This is a genomic window from Streptomyces sp. PKU-EA00015 (assembly GCF_013387495.1).
Lineage (GTDB): Bacteria > Actinomycetota > Actinomycetes > Streptomycetales > Streptomycetaceae > Streptomyces.
This window is the reverse complement of sequence record NZ_JABZEE010000063.1, coordinates 23,283-40,166: the sequence shown is the minus strand read 5'-3', so window position 1 is coordinate 40,166 and position 16,884 is coordinate 23,283. Positions and strand designations below refer to the sequence as shown.

Annotated in this window: 13 protein-coding genes; 6 read left to right on the top strand and 7 right to left on the bottom strand. The window is 72.2% G+C overall.

Annotation, left to right across the window (positions count from 1 at the left end; genetic code table 11):
- Positions 1-338: 338 nt before the first annotated feature.
- Positions 339-788 carry a PTS glucose transporter subunit IIA gene (locus HW130_RS31080; RefSeq protein ID WP_177153105.1) on the top strand — a complete coding sequence of 150 codons (450 nt, stop codon included), beginning with the start codon at positions 339-341 and terminating at the stop codon, positions 786-788.
- Between the two features lie 76 nt (positions 789-864).
- Complete coding sequence (gene ptsP / locus HW130_RS31075) at positions 865-2,535, top strand: phosphoenolpyruvate--protein phosphotransferase (protein ID WP_177153104.1); 1,671 nt, start codon at positions 865-867, stop codon at positions 2,533-2,535.
- Positions 2,536-2,592: 57 nt separating this feature from the next.
- Here ptsP and HW130_RS31070 read toward each other — a convergent pair whose 3' ends face one another.
- Both HW130_RS31070 and HW130_RS31065 read right to left on the bottom strand, forming a co-directional pair.
- The gene (locus HW130_RS31070) at positions 2,593-3,501 is read right to left on the bottom strand and encodes a hypothetical protein (protein WP_177153103.1); all 909 of its coding nucleotides are present in this window, start codon (positions 3,499-3,501) and stop codon (positions 2,593-2,595) included.
- A gap of 111 nt (positions 3,502-3,612) precedes the next feature.
- Positions 3,613-5,589, bottom strand: coding sequence for an acetoacetate--CoA ligase (locus tag HW130_RS31065; protein ID WP_177153102.1), 1,977 nt, complete (start codon positions 5,587-5,589; stop codon positions 3,613-3,615).
- Positions 5,590-5,816: 227 nt separating this feature from the next.
- On the opposite strand from HW130_RS31065, the gene HW130_RS31060 reads away from it, so the two are divergent.
- Positions 5,817-8,192 (top strand): TIM-barrel domain-containing protein, encoded by a 2,376-nt coding sequence (locus HW130_RS31060; RefSeq protein WP_177153101.1) that lies wholly within the window; start codon positions 5,817-5,819, stop codon positions 8,190-8,192.
- Positions 8,193-8,199: 7 nt separating this feature from the next.
- Here HW130_RS31060 and HW130_RS31055 read toward each other — a convergent pair whose 3' ends face one another.
- Entirely contained in the window at positions 8,200-8,730 is a 531-nt protein-coding gene (locus HW130_RS31055) for an NUDIX domain-containing protein (RefSeq protein WP_177153100.1), read from the bottom strand.
- A 39-nt stretch (positions 8,731-8,769) separates the two neighbouring features.
- Here HW130_RS31055 and HW130_RS31050 point away from each other — a divergent pair, with 39 nt between their 5' ends.
- The 3 genes from HW130_RS31050 to glpK all read left to right on the top strand — a co-directional run bounded on the left by HW130_RS31050 (position 8,770) and on the right by glpK (position 12,218).
- The gene (locus HW130_RS31050; protein ID WP_177153099.1) at positions 8,770-9,585 is read left to right on the top strand and encodes a M15 family metallopeptidase; all 816 of its coding nucleotides are present in this window, start codon (positions 8,770-8,772) and stop codon (positions 9,583-9,585) included.
- Positions 9,586-9,897: 312 nt separating this feature from the next.
- A complete protein-coding gene (locus tag HW130_RS31045; protein WP_177153098.1) occupies positions 9,898-10,659 on the top strand; it encodes an MIP/aquaporin family protein in 762 nt (253 codons plus the stop codon).
- Between the two features lie 44 nt (positions 10,660-10,703).
- A complete protein-coding gene (gene glpK / locus HW130_RS31040) occupies positions 10,704-12,218 on the top strand; it encodes a glycerol kinase GlpK (RefSeq protein WP_177153097.1) in 1,515 nt (504 codons plus the stop codon).
- 79 nt (positions 12,219-12,297) lie between these two features.
- Here glpK and HW130_RS31035 read toward each other — a convergent pair whose 3' ends face one another.
- The 4 genes from HW130_RS31035 to HW130_RS31020 are packed head-to-tail and all read right to left on the bottom strand — an operon-like array spanning position 12,298 to position 16,599.
- The gene (locus HW130_RS31035) at positions 12,298-12,903 is read right to left on the bottom strand and encodes an ATP/GTP-binding protein (RefSeq protein ID WP_177153096.1); all 606 of its coding nucleotides are present in this window, start codon (positions 12,901-12,903) and stop codon (positions 12,298-12,300) included.
- Entirely contained in the window at positions 12,884-13,288 is a 405-nt protein-coding gene (locus tag HW130_RS31030) for a DUF742 domain-containing protein (RefSeq protein ID WP_177153095.1), read from the bottom strand. The genes HW130_RS31035 and HW130_RS31030 overlap by 20 nt, the downstream gene beginning before the upstream one ends.
- A 9-nt stretch (positions 13,289-13,297) precedes the next feature.
- Positions 13,298-13,753, bottom strand: coding sequence for a roadblock/LC7 domain-containing protein (locus tag HW130_RS31025; protein WP_177153094.1), 456 nt, complete (start codon positions 13,751-13,753; stop codon positions 13,298-13,300).
- Positions 13,750-16,599 carry a nitrate- and nitrite sensing domain-containing protein gene (locus tag HW130_RS31020; protein ID WP_177153093.1) on the bottom strand — a complete coding sequence of 950 codons (2,850 nt, stop codon included), beginning with the start codon at positions 16,597-16,599 and terminating at the stop codon, positions 13,750-13,752. Before HW130_RS31020 ends, HW130_RS31025 begins: the two co-directional genes overlap by 4 nt.
- Positions 16,600-16,884: the final 285 nt, after the last annotated feature.

Sequence of the window (16,884 nt, the reverse complement as noted above, 5' to 3'; positions counted from 1 at the left end):
GCTTTCCTCCGGGCGCTTCCCTTCGGTGTTTCCAACACTATCAGGCTTTCTCACTCCCTCTGACCACCCACCCTGCGGACAGCAGTGGTTTAGACCAGTTAGGATCTCGGCTTGATAGCGCTGCCGACCCCCGACTCGACGTCGCGTTGGGGCCAGGCAGGGGTACGACAGTACAGGTCGGCCGCAGTCGAGGCAAATCGCTTGCGGTGCCCCCTAGGTCCGTCAACTGGTAGCTGTCATGCGGAACTAGGACTTCATATGACATACCCTGCTGAACAGTGCGTCGTCCGGTACGAGCAGTGACGACGCAGCACGAAATCCCCGCCCTGGGAGGCTCCATGACCACAGTGACGTCCCCTCTCGCCGGACGGGCCATCGGGCTCGCGGCCGTGCCCGACCCGGTGTTCTCCGGCGCGATGGTCGGTCCTGGCACCGCCATCGATCCCGAGCCTGGGACTACGGAGGCCGTCTCCCCCGTCGCGGGCATCGTCGTCTCTCTCCACCCGCACGCGTTCGTCGTCGTCGACGAAGAGGGGCACGGAGTTCTGACGCATCTGGGCATCGACACCGTGCAGCTCAACGGTGAGGGCTTCGAGCTCCTCGTCAACAAGGGCGACACCGTGCAGCGCGGACAGGCCGTGGTCCGGTGGGACCCGGCGGCCGTCGAGGCGGCCGGGAAGTCGCCGATCTGTCCGGTCGTGGCGCTGGAGGCCACCCCCGACTCCCTCTCCGACGTCCGTGAGGACGGCGACGTGAAGGCCGGCGACAGCCTCTTCGGCTGGCAGTGACCGCCGCACGCCGGTGACGGCGAGTTCGACATCGACCGCGGCGGCAGGGATCGCCGCTCAACCGGAGACGGGTGACATGGAGACAACGCTGCGAGGCGTCGGCGTGAGCCACGGGGTGGCGATCGGCGAGGTGCGGCACATGGGCACGGCGGTTCTCGAGCCGCCGGCCAAGCAGATACCGGCGGAGGACGCGGAGCGCGAGCAGGGACGTGCCCGGAAGGCCGTCGAGGCCGTCGCCGCGGATCTGATCGCCCGGGGCAATCTCGCCGGCGGCGAGGCGCAGGCCGTGCTCGAGGCGCAGGCCATGATGGCCCAGGACCCCGAGCTGATGGCGGACGTGGAGCGTCGCATCGCCGTGGGCAGCACGGCCGAGCGTGCCGTGTACGACGCGTTCGCCGCCTACCGGGCCCTGCTGGCGGGTGCCGGTGAGTACCTGGCCGGACGGGTCGCGGACCTGGACGACGTACGGAACCGCATCGTGGCCCGGCTGCTCGGGGTGCCGATGCCGGGTGTGCCCGACAGCGACGAGCCGTATGTACTGATCGCGCGCGATCTGGCGCCGGCCGACACGGCGCTGCTGGACCCGGCGCTCGTGCTCGGCTTCGTGACCGAGGAGGGCGGTCCGACGAGCCACAGCGCGATCCTGGCGCGGGCGCTCGGCGTCCCCGCCGTCGTGGCTCTGCCGGGCGCTGGCGAGCTGGCCGAGGGCACGCTGATCGCGGTGGACGGCAGCACGGGAGAGATCTTCGTCGAGCCGAGCGCCGAGAAGCGGGCCGCGATGGAGCAGGCCGCCGCGGAGCGCAAGGCCGCCCTCGCGGCGTCGAGCGGTCCGGGTGCGACGTCGGACGGGCACAAGGTGCCGCTGCTGGCGAACGTCGGCGGTCCCGCGGATGTGCCGGCGGCCGTGGATGCCGGCGCGGAGGGTGTCGGGCTCTTCCGTACCGAGTTCCTCTTCCTCGACGACAGCAAGCAGGCGCCGTCGGAGGAGAAGCAGGTCGAGGCGTACCGCCAGGTGCTCGAGGCGTTTCCCGAGGGCCGGGTCGTGGTGCGCGTCCTCGACGCGGGTGCCGACAAGCCGCTCGACTTCCTGACGCCGGCCGACGAGCCGAACCCGGCGCTGGGTGTCCGCGGGCTGCGCTCGCTGCTGGACCACCCGGACGTGCTGCGCACGCAGCTGTCCGCGCTGTCGAAGGCGGCGCAGGGGCTGCCGGTGTACCTCGAGGTCATGGCGCCGATGGTGGCGGACCGTACGGACGCGAAGGCGTTCGCGGACGCGTGCCGGGAGGCGGGGCTCCAGGCGAAGTTCGGCGCGATGGTCGAGATCCCGTCCGCCGCGCTGCGGGCGCGCTCGATCCTGCAGGAGGTCGAGTTCCTTTCGCTGGGGACCAACGACCTCGCCCAGTACACGTTCGCCGCCGACCGGCAGGTGGGTGCGGTGTCGCGGCTGCAGGATCCGTGGCAGCCGGCGCTGCTGGATCTGGTGGCGCTTGCCGCGGAGGCCGCCAAGGCCGAGGCCAAGAGCTGTGGTGTGTGTGGTGAGGCGGCCTCCGATCCGCTGCTCGCGTGTGTGCTGACGGGTCTGGGTGTCACGTCGCTGTCGATGGGCGCGGCGTCCATTCCTTATGTGCGCGCGACGCTGGCGAAGTACACGCTGGCGCAGTGCGAGCGGGCCGCGGCCGCTGCGCGCGCCGCCGACACCGCCGAGGAGGCGCGGCTGGCGGCTCAGGCGGTGCTGTCCGGCGAGTAGTCGTCGGGTGCTGTGGAGGGGGCTTTCCGCCGGGTGGCGGGAGGCCCCCTTGGCCGTTCAGTGGTGGATGTCCGGGTCGTCGGTGGTGACGGGGAACCCGGCGCAGTACTCGACGCCGGGCTCGGGTGACAGTGGTTCGCCGGTGGCCGCGTCGGTGCAGTAGGCGCTGAAGACCTCGCCCGCGGTGAGCGGGATCAGCCGGCCGTGGTCGAGGCGCCAGCCGTGGAGGTGGTCCGGGCTGCCGGGGCGGCTGGTGCGCAGGACGACTCCGCCGGTGGTTTCGAGGGCGATTCCGGCCGCGAGGACGGTGACGAACTCGGCGCCCTCCCCGGCGTCGATCTCTGCGGAGGTCGAGGCGGAGCCGTGGGCGTGGAGCACGGCGAGGAGCTGTTCGTCGGGGCCGGGGACGCTGCACACGAGATGGTGGGTGCCGGGTCCGGCGACCTCGAGGAGCCTCATGAGGATCCGGGACGCCCGGTCGAATGCGGAGCGTCCGATGTCCTGGCCGCAGTCGGCGCAGGTGCCGAGGTCGGCGAGGAGCAGCGTCGCGTACTGCCAGGTGGCGTGGCGGACGGCCTGGTCGATGAGCCGGGGCAGCAGCTCGGCCAGTGGCTGTCCCGCATAGGTGACGGTGGGGCCGCGGCCGGTGAGCTCGGCGGTGAAGCGACTGCGGGCCTCGGCGGTGTCGGCGTCGAGGCCGGTCTCCGTGCAGAACTCGGCGTATTCGTCGGGGTCGAAGAGGGCGACCGTGGTGTGCAGCTGCCGGGTGGCGAGCGTCTTCAGGAGCTGCTCGGACTGGCGGAGGTAGGTGGTGTGGTCGTCGAAGGTGAAGCTCCGGTAGCGGCGCATCGCGGTGAAGTCGCGGGTGTCGGCGAGGATGCCGACGGTGCTGGGGACTTCGCGGCGCAGGATGCGCCGCATCGATGCGTGGGTGCCCGGCCGCTTGGACCTGCTGGTGTGCGCCATGCTGATTCCCCCTGAGCGCTGTTGGTCACTGCTCACTCACGGTAGGTGGTGCCACTGACAACGGCGCCGGTCGCCCCGGACGCCGCCCGGGAGCGGCGTCCGGGCCCGGGGCTACTTGCGGGTGCGGGCCAGTTCCTCGTAGAAGCGCAGGAGTTCGAGGTTGTCGACCGATCCGGGGTTGACCGCCTTGTCGAGCGCCGCGCCCTGGAGAAGACGTTTGACGGGGACCTCGATGCGCTTGCCGGTGAGGGTGTGCGGTACGCCGGGGACCTCGATGATGTCGTCGGGGACGTGGCGCGGCGAGAGCTGTTCGCGGATGGCCCGCTTGATGCGGTCCTTGAGGGCGTCGTCGAGTACGGAGCCTTCGGCGAGGTGGACGAACAGGGGCATCCAGTAGCCGCCGTCCGGTTCCTCCAGCCCGATGACGAGGGACTCGCGGATCTCCGGGAGGCGTTCGACCGCCTCGTAGATGTCGGCGGATCCCATGCGCACCCCCTGGCGGTTGAGGGTGGAGTCGGACCGGCCGTGGATGACCACGGAACCCGATTCGTTGATGGTGATCCAGTCCCCGTGCCGCCAGGCGCCCGGGTACATCTCGAAGTAACTGTCGCGGTAGCGGCTGCCGTCGGGGTCGTTCCAGAACCGGATGGGCATGGAGGGCATGGGGTTGGTGACGACGAGTTCGCCGACCTCGCCGATGAGCGGCTTGCCCTGGGGGTCCCAGGACTGGAGGTCCGTGCCGAGGCAGGCGGCCTGGAGTTCGCCGATGTGGACGGGGAGCGTGGGGACGGCGCCGGCGAAGCAGCTGCAGACGTCGGTGCCGCCGCTGACGGAGGCGATCCAGAGGTCCTCGGCGACCTCGTCGTGGAGCCAGCGGAAGCCGTCCGGCGGCAGGGGGGATCCGGTGGTGGCGACGCAGGCGATCTTGGACAGGTCGTGGTCGCGGGCGGGGTGGACGCCGGCCTTGGCGCAGGCCATGACGTAGGCGGCGGAGGTGCCGAAGAGGGTGGCGCCGGTGCGTTCGGCGACGCTCCACTGGGCGCCGGTGGTGGGGTGACCGGGGCTGCCGTCGTACAGCACGACGGTGGTGCCGGTGAGGAGGCCGGAGACGAGGAAGTTCCACATCATCCAGCCGGTGGAGGTGTACCAGAAGAAGCGGTCGCCGGGGCCGAGGTCGCAGTGGAGGCCGAGCTGCTTGAAGTGTTCGAGCAGGATGCCGCCCTGCGACTGGACGATGGCCTTGGGCAGGCCGGTGGTGCCGGAGGAGTAGAGGACCCACAGGGGGTGGTCGAAGGGGACCTGCTCGAAGACGGGGTCGGCGTCCCCGGCGGTGACGGCGGACCAGTCGAGGGCGCCTTCGGGGGCCTCGGTGCCGAGCAGGGGGATGTGGACGACGGCGCGCAGGGTCGGGAGTTCGCGGCGGAGTTCGGCGACGGTTGCGGTGCGGTCGTGTTCCTTGCCGCCGTAGCGGTAGCCGTCGACGGTGAAGAGGACGACGGGTTCGACCTGCTGGAAGCGGTCGAGGACGCTGCGGGCGCCGAAGTCCGGAGCGCAGGAGGTCCATACGGCGCCGACGGCGGCGGTGGCGAGCAGGGCGGTGACGGCCTGGGGGATGTTGGGCAGGTATCCGCTGATACGGTCGCCCGGGCGTACGCCGAGGGCGCGCAGCTGGGCGGCGAGTGCGCCGACTTGGCGGCGGAGCTCCGCCCAGCTGATGGGCGTGGGCTCATGTGTCTCGTCCACATGAAGAAGTGCGGGGTCGTGTGCCCGTGCCGGGTCCTCGGCGGTGCGCAGGGCGTGTTCCGCGTAGTTGAGGGTGGCGCCGGGGAACCACTGGGCGCCGGGCATGGTCCGGTCGCCGAGCACGCGCTCGTAGGGGGTGGAGAAGCGGATCTCGAACCAGTCGGCGACGGCCTGCCAGAACGTCTCGAGTTCTGCCACGGACCAGCGGTGCAGCGTCGGGTAGCCGCCCTCGGCCGGTGCTCCGTAGCGCTCGGCGGCCCAGGACTGGAAGTGGGTGACGCGGGCGGCCGCGATGCGGTCGGCGTCGGGCTGCCAGAGCGGGGCGGGGTTCGCTGCTGAGGTCATGGGTCGGCTCCCGGGCTTTCTCTACGCGGTCGGTGCGCGGTGTCCGCGCGGCCCGCGGGCCGGCGGGGTGTGCGCGGACGCGGGCTGAAAGGGACGATGCCACGTGATCGTCTCTCGCACCAGGGCTCTCCGCCCATGGTCGGGAGGGCGGATATGTGCTCCCACCACGAGTGAACGGCAGTTGAACAGTGCACCTGATCCGTCGGCCGGGTGGCAGGGTGAGCTGCATGGACGGTCGGGACCTGGTGCGCACGGTGAGGAATGTCGGCTCGGTTCAGGGCTTGCGGGCGGCGCGCTCCGCGTGGCGGCGGGGCAGGGCGGACGCTCGGGAGCTGTCGGTCAGGGGGGCGGAGCGGGCCAGAGTGCCGGGTGCGGCGCAGGAGGCGGAGCCGCTGCCGGGCGGCGGGATCGTCCGGTTCGCCCGTTCCGAGCTGCGCATCGTGGTCGCCTCGGGCGGGGCGGTGTTCCGGGGCTGGGACGGTGCTGAGCCTCTGCCGTCGTACGGGCTGGCCGGTCCGCATCCTGAGCCGGATCCGCGGGCCGCTCTCGAGCCGGACAAGGACGGCGGCTGGCGGGTGGTGTCGGAGCGGGTGACGGTCGAGGTGTCACGCCACGGGGCGGTGGAGATCCGCACTCCCGGCGGTGTGGTGCTGCGTCGTGATCTGCCGCCGCGCTGGTGGGAGCCGGTCGGCGGCGGTCCGGCCCGCTGGGTGCAGCGCAGCGAGGTCGGCGCCGACGCGCGGATGTTCGGTCTGGGCGGCCGGGACACGGGCCTCCGGCTGCGTGGGGGTACGTACCGGCTCTGGAACGGCGGAGCCGCAGGGCCGGAGGGAGATGCTCCGCACATCACGATGCCCGTACAGATGGTGGTCGCCGACGCGGGGTCGCATCTGGCGTTCCACGACACGTCGTGGGACGGCCGGGTCACGGTGCGGGAGGGCGAGGAGGGGGCGGGCTCGGGCCATGACCGGCCGGGGGCCGTCGAGCTGAGGATGGACGGCGGGCCGCTGCGGAGTTGGATGCTGGTGGGCACTCCGGCCCGTGTGCTGAGCGGATTCGCGCAGCTCACGGGTGCGCCCGCGCTGCCGCCTTCGTGGGCGCTCGGGCTTCAGCACACGGGCGCCGGGGCGGACGACGAGCAGGCGGTGCGGCGTCTGGTGTCCGCCTACAGGGAGCGCGGGCTGCCGTTGTCGGCGATGCATCTCGGCGGGGGAAGGGGGCGTTTGGCGCAGCAGGCCGGAGCCGGCTGGTTCCGCCGGACGCCTCCCGAGGACGCGGCGGCGTTCGGCGTGGACGAGACGCGGTTCCCGGATCTGCCCGCGCTGGCGAAGGATCTGCGCGAGGAGGGGGTGCGGCTGGTCCGCGTCGTGGGTCCCGCCGTCGCGGCGCGGCCGGGTGACGAGGTGTACGAGACCGGGGTGCGCGCGGGGGCGTTCGTGCGGGACGCGCGGGGCGCCGTGGTGCGCGGGGTGGCGGCTTCGGGCGATCGCGTGCACCCCGACTTCACCGATCCGCGGACCCGGGCGTGGTGGGGGGAGCTGTACGGGGAGTTGCTGGACCAGGGCTGCTCGGGGATGTGGCACGAGGCGCCCGTGCCGTGGGCAAAGTCGCCGTTCGGGTCCATGGCGCTGCCGCGTTCGGCGCGGCATGTACTGGAGGGCCGTGGCGGTGACCATCGGGAGGCGCACAACGTGGGCGGTCTGGCGATGACGCGCGCCGCTTACGAGGCGCTGTGCCGGCTGCGCCCCGACGAACGGCCGTTCCTGGTGTCCGGCTCCGGCTGGACGGGGGTGCAGCGGTACGGCGGGGTCTGGGCCGGGCCGGTGCCCAAGGGGTGGCCGGGGCTGCGTGCCTCGCTGGCGCTGGTCCTGGGGCTCGGCGTCTGCGGGGTTCCGTTCGCGGGGGCGGAGGCCGGGCCGGTGCCCGGCATGTCGGCGGAACTGTATCTGCGGCGGCTCCAGATGGCCGCGTACCTTCCGCTGCTTCGTGCCGGGAACACGTGCACGGAGCCGTGGGAGTTCGGGCCGGAGGTGCTGGCGCATGCCCGGACGGCGCTGCGGGAGCGGGATCGGCTGCGGCCGTATCTGGTGGGGCTGGCGCATCTGGCACGGCTGACCGGTGCGCCGTACGTCCGTCCGCTGTGGTGGGGCTGCCCGGAGGACCGGGTGCTGCGGGACTGCGAGGACGCGTTTCTGCTGGGCGATTCGCTGCTGGTGGCGCCGGTGCTGGAGCCGGGTTCCGACCGGCGGGCGGTGCGGCTGCCCCGGGGGCGCTGGTACGACACGGTGACGGGCCGCGCGTACGAGGGCCCGGCTCAGGTGCTGGTGGACGCGCCTGTGTCACGGATCCCCGTGCTGGCGCGGGCGGGGACGGTGCTCGCGGTGCAGGGTGACGACGGCCGGGTGGAGCTGGAGGTCTGGGCGCCGGCGCCGGGGCGCAAGGGCGGCGGACTGGTGGTGCGCGACACCGGTGACGGCTGGGCGCTGTCGCGGATCGAGCGCTACGCGACGCGTCTGGTGGAGGGCCGTGTGGTGGTGGAGCGGGTCACCGACGCGGGGCGGGTGGCGGTGGACGACCCGGTGAGGGTGCGCGGCCTCGGCTGACGGCGGGTCAGCGAGGTGCGTACGCGCCCGTGAACCAGTTGTGCGCGGCGGTCGTGTGGAGCGGGAAGGCCAGCTCCTCGGGTCCGCGCAGCAGGTGCCAGCCGTCGGTCTCGTCGGTGGGCCGGGGCGGTGGCAGCGCGGCGGCGGGCCGGGCGGGCAGCAGTCCGAAGAGCAGCAGGTGCCCGGCGGCCGAGCTGAGGGCGTCGGCGAGGTGCACGTCGTGCTGCGGTGCCTCGATGCCGGTCTCCTCGGCGAGTTCGCGCACGACGGCGTGCCGCCAGTCCTCGGCGTGGTCGATGAAGCCGCCGGGCAGTGCGGTGCCGCCGCGGGCGGGTTCGATGGTGCGGGTGATGACCACGAGTCCGGTGCCGCGGTCGTCGTACGCGGGGAGCAGGGCGACGGCGACGGGCAGGGGGTTGCGGTAGGCGGTCTCACCGCAGGCGGGACAGGTGCGGGGCCGGCCGGCTGGGGAGCCGTACGGCGCTCCGCAGTGGCCGCAGTGGGAGTCCTGGGGCACGGGCGGACTGTATCCGATCACTCTTTCCCGCCGGGGCGGGAAGTGATAAACGGTGTGCGCATGACTCGACTTGGTTCCGCTTTCCGCGCTCTGACCGTGGCCGCCGCCGGGCTGCTCGCTGTCTCGGCGGCCGCTCCCGTCGCCCGGGCGACCCCCGAACCGAAGGCGCCGCGGGAGTTCGTGTCGCTGCGCACCGTCGCGCCGACGATCATCCAGGAGATGCGCTACACGACGGACCACAACTTCGTCGGCGAGCCCGTCGACGGGTACCGGCAGCCGTTGTGCATCCTGACCCGGCCGGCCGCCGAGGCGCTGGGCCGGGCGCAGTCGCAGCTGCTGCGGCAGGGGTACTCGCTGAAGGTGTACGACTGCTACCGGCCGCAGCGCGCGGTCGATCACTTCGTGCGCTGGGCGAGGGACCTCGACGACGAGACGATGAAGCAGGAGTTCTATCCGCGGGTCGACAAGTCGCGCCTGTTCGCGGACGGTTACATCGCGGAGAAGTCCGGGCACAGCCGCGGCAGCACGGTGGACCTGACCATCGTGAGGCTGCCCGCCGAGCCGACGCGGGAGTATGTGCCGGGCGAGCCGCTGACGGCGTGCTACGCGCCCGTCTCCGAGCGCTTCCCGGACAACTCCGCGGACATGGGCACCGGTTACGACTGCTTCGACACGCTGTCGCACACCGACGACCCGCGGATCACCGCGGCCCAGCGCGCCAACCGGCAGCTGCTGAGAGGGACGCTCGCCGCGCAGGGGTTCGTGAATCTGCCGGAGGAGTGGTGGCACTTCACGTACAAGCCGGAGCCGTTCCCGGACACGTACTTCGACTTCCCGGTGGCGCGGCGCTCGGTCGCGGGGCACCGGGCGGGCTGACGCGCAGGGCGCCGGCGCCGACGATCCAATCCGGCGTGGCACCGCGCGGCCTCTTGACGTTCCCGACCTCCGTGTCCAGCACCCGTCATGAACTGGGCATGCTGTCCGCGACCTTGACGCCCCATCACGGCAGGGGAAAACTGCCTCCTCGTCGGCATCGCCGCACTTCGGCACGCTCACCACGCTCGTCACCCACGCTGGGCGGCGGCCGGGGACCTCCCCTGCCTCCGGTCCGCAGCCATGCACGCCATGGAGCACGCACCCTGCACGGAGAACCGGGGCCGGGCCCCGGGCCAGGGCAAAGGAGCCGCCATGAGCAACGGAGACATATTCCTCGGTGAGGTCATCGGCACCGCGATCCTCATCCTCTTCGGCGCGGGCGTCTGCGCCGCCGTCACGCTGCACCACTCCAAGGCGAGGGCAGCCGGGTGGGTCGTCATCGCGTTCGGCTGGGGCTTCGCGGTGCTGGCGGGCGCCTACACCGCGGCTCCCCTGTCCGGCGGGCACCTCAACCCGGCCGTGACCGTGGGCGTCGCCGTCGACACCGGCGAGTGGGGCAAGGTACCGCTGTACATCGCGGCACAGATGGTGGGCGCGATCATCGGCGCCGTACTCGCCTATCTCGTCTACTACGCCCAGTTCCAGGCCAACGCCGACATCAAGACCGCCCAGCCGACGCTCGGGATCTTCTCCACCGGCCCCGAGATCCGCAAGCCGGCCGCCAACCTCGTCACCGAGATCATCGCCACGGCCGGCCTGGTGCTGCCGATCCTCGCCTTCGGCAGGAACGACGGCATCGGAGTGGGCCAGATCCCTGGCCAGGACGCCGGCATCTACGGATCGGGCATCTCCATCCTGCTGGTGTCCCTCCTGGTCGCCGGCATCGGCCTGTCCCTCGGCGGGCCCACCGGATACGCCGTCAATCCCGCCCGCGACCTCGGTCCGCGCATCGTCCACGCCCTGCTCCCGATCCCCAACAAGGGGACTTCGGACTGGGGTTACTCCTGGGTGCCCGTCGCCGGGCCCCTCGTCGGCGGGCTGCTTGCGGGTCTGATCTTCAACGCGGCCTTCTAGCCGCATGCCTCCCGGCCTCGCGGCCGCTTCGACAAGGGGACGTCATGACCGACAGGTTCGTCGCCGCTATCGACCAGGGCACCACGTCCAGCCGCTGCATCGTCTTCAACCAGCACGGCGAGATCGTCGCCGTCGACCAGCGCGAGCACCGCCAGATCTTCCCCCGGCCCGGCTGGGTGGAGCACGACGCCACCGAGATCTGGTCCAAGGTCCAGGCCGTCGTCGCGGGCGCCCTCGCCAAGGCGGGGCTGCGGGCCGGCGAGCTCAGCGCGCTCGGCATCACCAACCAGCGTGAGACGACGGTCCTGTGGGACCGCGCCACCGGCAAGCCCGTGCACAACGCGATCGTCTGGCAGGACACGCGCACGGCCGCGCTCTGCCGTGAACTCGGCGGCGCGGACGGCCAGGACCGCTTCCGCGACACCACCGGTCTTCCGCTCGCCAGCTACTTCTCCGGGCCCAAGGCCGCCTGGCTGCTGGACAACGTACCCGGGCTGCGGGCACGGGCCGAGCGCGGTGAGATCGCGTTCGGCACCATCGACTCCTGGCTGATCTGGAACCTCACCGGCGGCACCGACGGCGGCGTCCACGTCACCGACGTCACCAACGCGTCGCGCACCATGCTGATGGACCTGGAGACCCTGCGGTGGGACCCGGCCATCCTGTCGGCGATGAACGTGCCCGAGGCGATCCTTCCGGAGATCAGGTCGTCCGCCGAGGTGTACGGCACGGCGGTGGGCCAGCTCTCCGGCGTCCCGGTGGCCTCCGCTCTGGGCGACCAGCAGGCCGCCGTCTTCGGCCAGGCGTGCTACGACACGGGCACGGCCAAGAACACGTACGGCACGGGAAGTTTCCTGCTGCTCAACACCGGAAACCGGCCCGTGCCCTCGAAGAGCGGACTGATCACCACGCTCGGCTACAAGATCGGCGACGCGAATCCGGTGTACTGCCTGGAGGGATCGATCGCGATCACCGGGGCGCTGGTCCAGTGGTTCCGCGACCAGCTCGGGATCATCCGGTCGGCCGGCGAGATCGAGACACTGGCCGCGAGCGTCGACGACAACGGCGGCGCGTACATCGTGCCCGCCTTCTCCGGCCTCTACGCGCCGTATTGGCGCTCTGACGCGCGCGGAGTGATCACCGGGCTCACCCGGTACGTCACCAAGGCGCATCTGGCGCGGGCCGTGCTGGAGGCGACGAGCTGGCAGACGCGTGAGGTCGTCGACGCGATGTACCAGGACTCCGGGGTGCGCATCACCACGCTGAAGGTCGACGGCGGCATGACCGCCAACCATTTGCTGATGCAGCACCAGGCGGACGTGCTGGCCGTGCCCGTGATCCGGCCGAAGGTCTCCGAGACGACCTGTCTGGGCGCCGCGTACGCGGCCGGGCTCGCGACCGGTGTGTGGTCGGACCTGGACGAGCTGAAGGCCCACTGGCAGCGCGACGTCGAGTGGTCGCCGCGGATGGACGCCGAGGTGCGCGAGCGCGAGTACCACAACTGGCGCAAGGCGGTGGAGAAGAGCTTCGGCTGGGAGGAGGAGCCCGGCGGAAGCTGAGACCGGCGGGACGCCCCTGGAGGCGCACGGCCCGTACCCCTGTCGGTGGGGGTACGGGCCGTGTCCCGTGCCCGCGACTTCAGGTGGTGGCGGGCTCGCGGGCCTGGTCCGCGCGGACCAGGGCGTGTTCCACGACGGCCACCAGGATCTCCTTGACCGACTCGCGTTCACGCGCGTCGCCGATGAGGAGGGGTACTTCGGCGTCGAGGTCCAGCGCCGCCCGTACGCTCTCGGCGGGGAAGCGGTTCACCCCCTCGAAGCAGTTGACCGCGACGGCGAAGGGGATGCCCCGGCGCTCGAAGTAGTCGATGGCGGCGAAGCAGTCCTCCAGACGCCGGGTGTCGGCGAGGACGACCGCCCCGAGCGCACCCTGTGCCAGCTCGTCCCACAGGAACCAGAAGCGGTCCTGACCGGGGGTGCCGAAGAGGTAGAGCACCAGGTCCTCGCGCAGGGTGATCCGCCCGAAGTCCATGGCGACCGTGGTCGTGGTCTTGCTCTCCACACCGGAGACGTCGTCGACGGGACGCCCCGCCTCGCTGAGCGTCTCCTCGGTGCGCAGGGGTCTGATCTCGCTGACCGCGCCGACCAGGGTGGTCTTGCCGACGCCGAAGCCGCCCGCCACCAGGATCTTCAGAGTCACCGGCTCCGGCGGTGCCTCTCGGCGGCTAGAGCGCCCGAAGGCCATTGATCACCTCGCGCAGAATGCTCACGTCCGGCAGTTCTGCCGGGGGTACGGGACGGGTCACGTGGACGAGTTCGTCGTCCACGAGGTCGCCGACGAGGACCCGGACCACGCCCACGGGCAGGTCCAGTCCCGCGGCGAGTTCGGCGATCGACTGCGGTGTGCCACCGCAGCGTTCGACGATCTCGACATGCTCCGGGGACAGCGTCTGGTCGTGGCGGGGGTCGGCGGCGGACGCATCGGGCACGACCAGGGCGATCAGATCGAGCCGGTGGCGGCTGTCGTGCGCGGTGCGGCCGCGCGTCATGGCGTACGGACGGACCACGGGACCGGCGTCCGCGTCGATCCAGTGGGGCGGGGTGCGGCTGTTCCGGAGTGAGTCACTCATGGCAGCCTCTCACCCTCCGGCGGCCTGACCGGTCCGTGGCGCGGTGGCCAGGTGGGCGCCCACCCGCTTGACCATGAGCGTCATCTCGTAGGCGACCTGGCCCACGTCGGAGTCGGCGTCGGCGAGCACGGCCAGGCAGCTGCCGTCACCGGCCGCGGTGACGAAGAGGAACGCCTCGTCGAGCTCCACCACCGTCTGGCGGACCTGCCCGGCCTCGAAGTGGCGGCCGACGCCCTTGGCGAGGCTGTGGAAGCCCGAGGCCACCGCGGCCAGGTGCTCGCTGTCCTCACGGGTCAGCTCCTTGGAGGTGCCGGTGGCGAGGCCGTCGCTGGAGAGCACGAGCGCCTTGCTGATGCTGGCGACGCGGTCGACCAGCTCGTCGAGGAGCCAGTTGAGCTCGCCGGCGCCCCCGGCGGCGACCTGTGCGCCGGTGGCGCTGGATGCTGCGGCGTGCGGTGCGGTCATGGACCGTCCCCCTCCGATGTCGTTCCTGGTGCGTTCCGGCCGGGGCCGGTGGCCTGGTCCGTGCCGCGTTCGGCCGCGGCTTCCTCGGCGTTGCGCCGGCGGCCGCGCTGCCAGCCCCGCTGCATGGACGCCATACGGCTGCGGACCTCCTCCGCGTCCCGCTCGAACTCTTGCCTGGCGGCGGGCGCCGCGGGCGGCTGTGCGGCGGCCGCTTCCCTCAACTGCGGGGCCAGGCTGGCCTGCCGGACCCGCCGCGGCAGTCCGTCGAGCAGCGGCGGAGCGGCAGCAGGCGCCTCGGGGCCGGGTGCCCGGCCGCGGGGCGACGGACCGGGGTCCTGGGCCACCGGCTCGCGTCCCTGGCCCGACCGGTCGCGGCGGTCCGGGACGAGCGGGATCGGCAGGGCCGGCGGAGCGGTGCCCCCAGCGGGCGGAGAGGTCCGTCCGAAGGGTGTCGGGGCATCCGTGCCGCGCCCGGCGTCGGAGGCGGGATGGTGCCGCCCGGCGGTGTTCCGCTCGTCGACGCGGCGGCCGTGGTCGGCGACGAGAGTCGGCTGCCGCCTGCGCCGGGGCAGCGGGACGGGTCCGGCCGACGGCTCCTGTCCGGGTACGAGCCCCTGCCGGTGCTGGTCCCGGCCGGCGCCCTCGCGGCCCACGCCGTCGCGACGCTGGGAGCGGGGACGGAAGATACCGCCGCGTTCGCTCTCGGTGTCCTCCAGGTCGCCGAGGGCGGCGTCGACGACGGCCGCGCGGTCGACTGCGCCGGACCGGTCACCGCGGCGGTCGTCCGGCCCCAGGGCGCCGACGGGCGCCTCCAGTTCCACGGGCCCGTCGAGCAGGGCGGAGCCGGTCAGCCCGGAGGGGACCTTGGACAGGGCGAGCCTGCTGTGGTCGCGCCGGCCGGCCGCGCTCTCGGTCTTGCGGTCGAGCCGGAATCCGGTTCCCTGGGTCTCCGGCGCCTCGGTGAGGAGCGCTGCGGGGATGAACACGACGGCCGTGGTGCCGCCGTACGGGGACTGCTGGAGCGAGACGCGCACGTTCTGGCGCTGGGCGAGCCGGCTGACGACGAACAGGCCGAGCCGGTCGGTGTCGGACAGCTCGAACTCGGGTGTCTCCGCCAGCCGCAGGTTGGCGTCGAGAAGCGCGTCGGGCGCCATGCCGAGTCCGCGGTCGTGGATCTCCAGGGTGAACCCGTTGGCCACCCGCTCGCCGTGGACCTGCACACCCGTGTGCGGGGGCGAGAACACCGTGGCGTTCTCCAGAAGTTCGGCGATCAGGTGGGTCAGGTCGGCGACCGCGGGTCCGCCGACGCCGATGCGCGGCAGCCGGCGCACCTCGATGCGCTCGTAGTCCTCGACCTCGGCGACCGCGGCCCGTACGACGTCCATCAGCTGGATCGGCTTGCGCCACTGGCGGGAGGGCGCCGCGCCGGAGAGGATCACCAGACCCTCGGCGTGGCGGCGCATACGGGTGGTGAGGTGGTCGAGGCGGAAGAGGTCCGCGAGTTCCTCGGTGTCCTCCGTGCGCCGCTCCATCGCGTCGAGCAGGGTGAGCTGCCGGTGCAGCAGGACCTGGTTGCGGCGGGCGAGGTTGACGAAGACCTCGGAGACGCCGCGCCGCATGTCGGCCTGGCGCACGGCGGCCTCCACGGCGGCGCGCTGCAGGGTGTTGAGCGCCTGCCCCGCCTGCCCGATCTCGTCCTTGTCGTAGTCCAGACGCGGGGCCTCGGTCTCGACGTCGACCTGCTCTCCGGCGGCGAGGCGGCGCATCACGCTGGGCAGGCGTACGCCTGAGACCTCGTGGGCCTCCTTGCGCAGCCGGGTCAGGTCGCGGACCAGGTCGCGGCCGATGCGCACGGAGACGATCAGGGAGACGAGGACGGCGAGGAAGCCGAGCACGCCGGCGACTCCCGCGCGTACGAAGACGCTGTACGCGGCGGGTTCGATGCGGTCCTCGTGGCGGTCGCCGGCCTCCCTGCTCTCGCGTGCGAGGTCGTCGAGGACGGGTGTCGCGGCCTCTTCCCAGCGGTCGATCTCGGCGGAGGCGAGCCGGTCGGCGGGGCCGTGGGTGATGAGGCGTTCCTCCGTCTCGCGCAGCGGCACGGTCTCGGGGCTGCGCCAGTACGCCTCGTGGATCTCGCGGTCCTTCGCGGGCAGGCTCGCGAGGTTGAGCTCGTAGTACAGATTGCGTTGTGCGACGAGGTCGGTGAGGGTGCGTATCTCCTCGCCGGTGACCTTGCGGGTGGTGAGGGTGGAGGCGACCAGAGCGTCCTCGCGGGCGAGCATCTCGCGGGCCCGGAGCAGCCCGACCAGGCCGATCCCCTGCCGTTCGAGCGCGGCGTCGTTGAGGCCGTGCAGGGTGAGCAGGAAGCCGTAGGACGGATCGACGAGGCGGTTGAAGAACTCGAGGGCCTGGAACCGGGTGATCGTGTTGCCGTCGACGGACCGGCGCAGCGCGCCGAGGCCGTCGAGCGCGTCGAGGAGCGAGGTGAGCTGCTGCGCGGTCTCGGGCGTCATGTCGTCGCGCACGGACTGCGTCCTGGCCTTGTCGCGCAGCGCGGCGACGACGGTGTCGGTCGCGTCCCGCCGGGTGCGCAGGGCCGGCAGCGCGTCCGAGGCACGGCGGTCGGCCAGGTAGACGAGGGTCTGACGGCGTTCCTTCTGGAGGACGTCGACGGTGTTCTCGACCGGGGGGCCGACCTGTTCGGCGACGGAACTGGCAGCCAGGAGCTGAGCGGCCTCCCGGCCGGTCAGGACGGTGGCGAACCCCCACAGTGCCGTGAGGGACAGCAACGGCACGAGGAGCAGCGCCACGATCTTCCGGCGGATGGACTTCCCGCGAAAGCGCATGGCCTCCCCCTGCTCAACACGGCCCGGCTCGGCGGGTGTTCCGTCAACAAACGGCGCGAGCCTACTACTGTCACACAGACAACTCGAAGGAACGTCCGGACGATTTTCGGCCGACGGAAGTGAACGCGGTAGCGCCATGTCCCGGTATTCGCGGAGATGGCATTCCTCTCCGTGTCACCAGGGAGCGGCGACACGCCTCTTTTCCGACCGGGGCAGTTGGCCGGAATTCTTCGCTTGGGGTGCGGGGCGTACGGGGTCGGGGACGCGAGTCCGGGACGTGGTCGG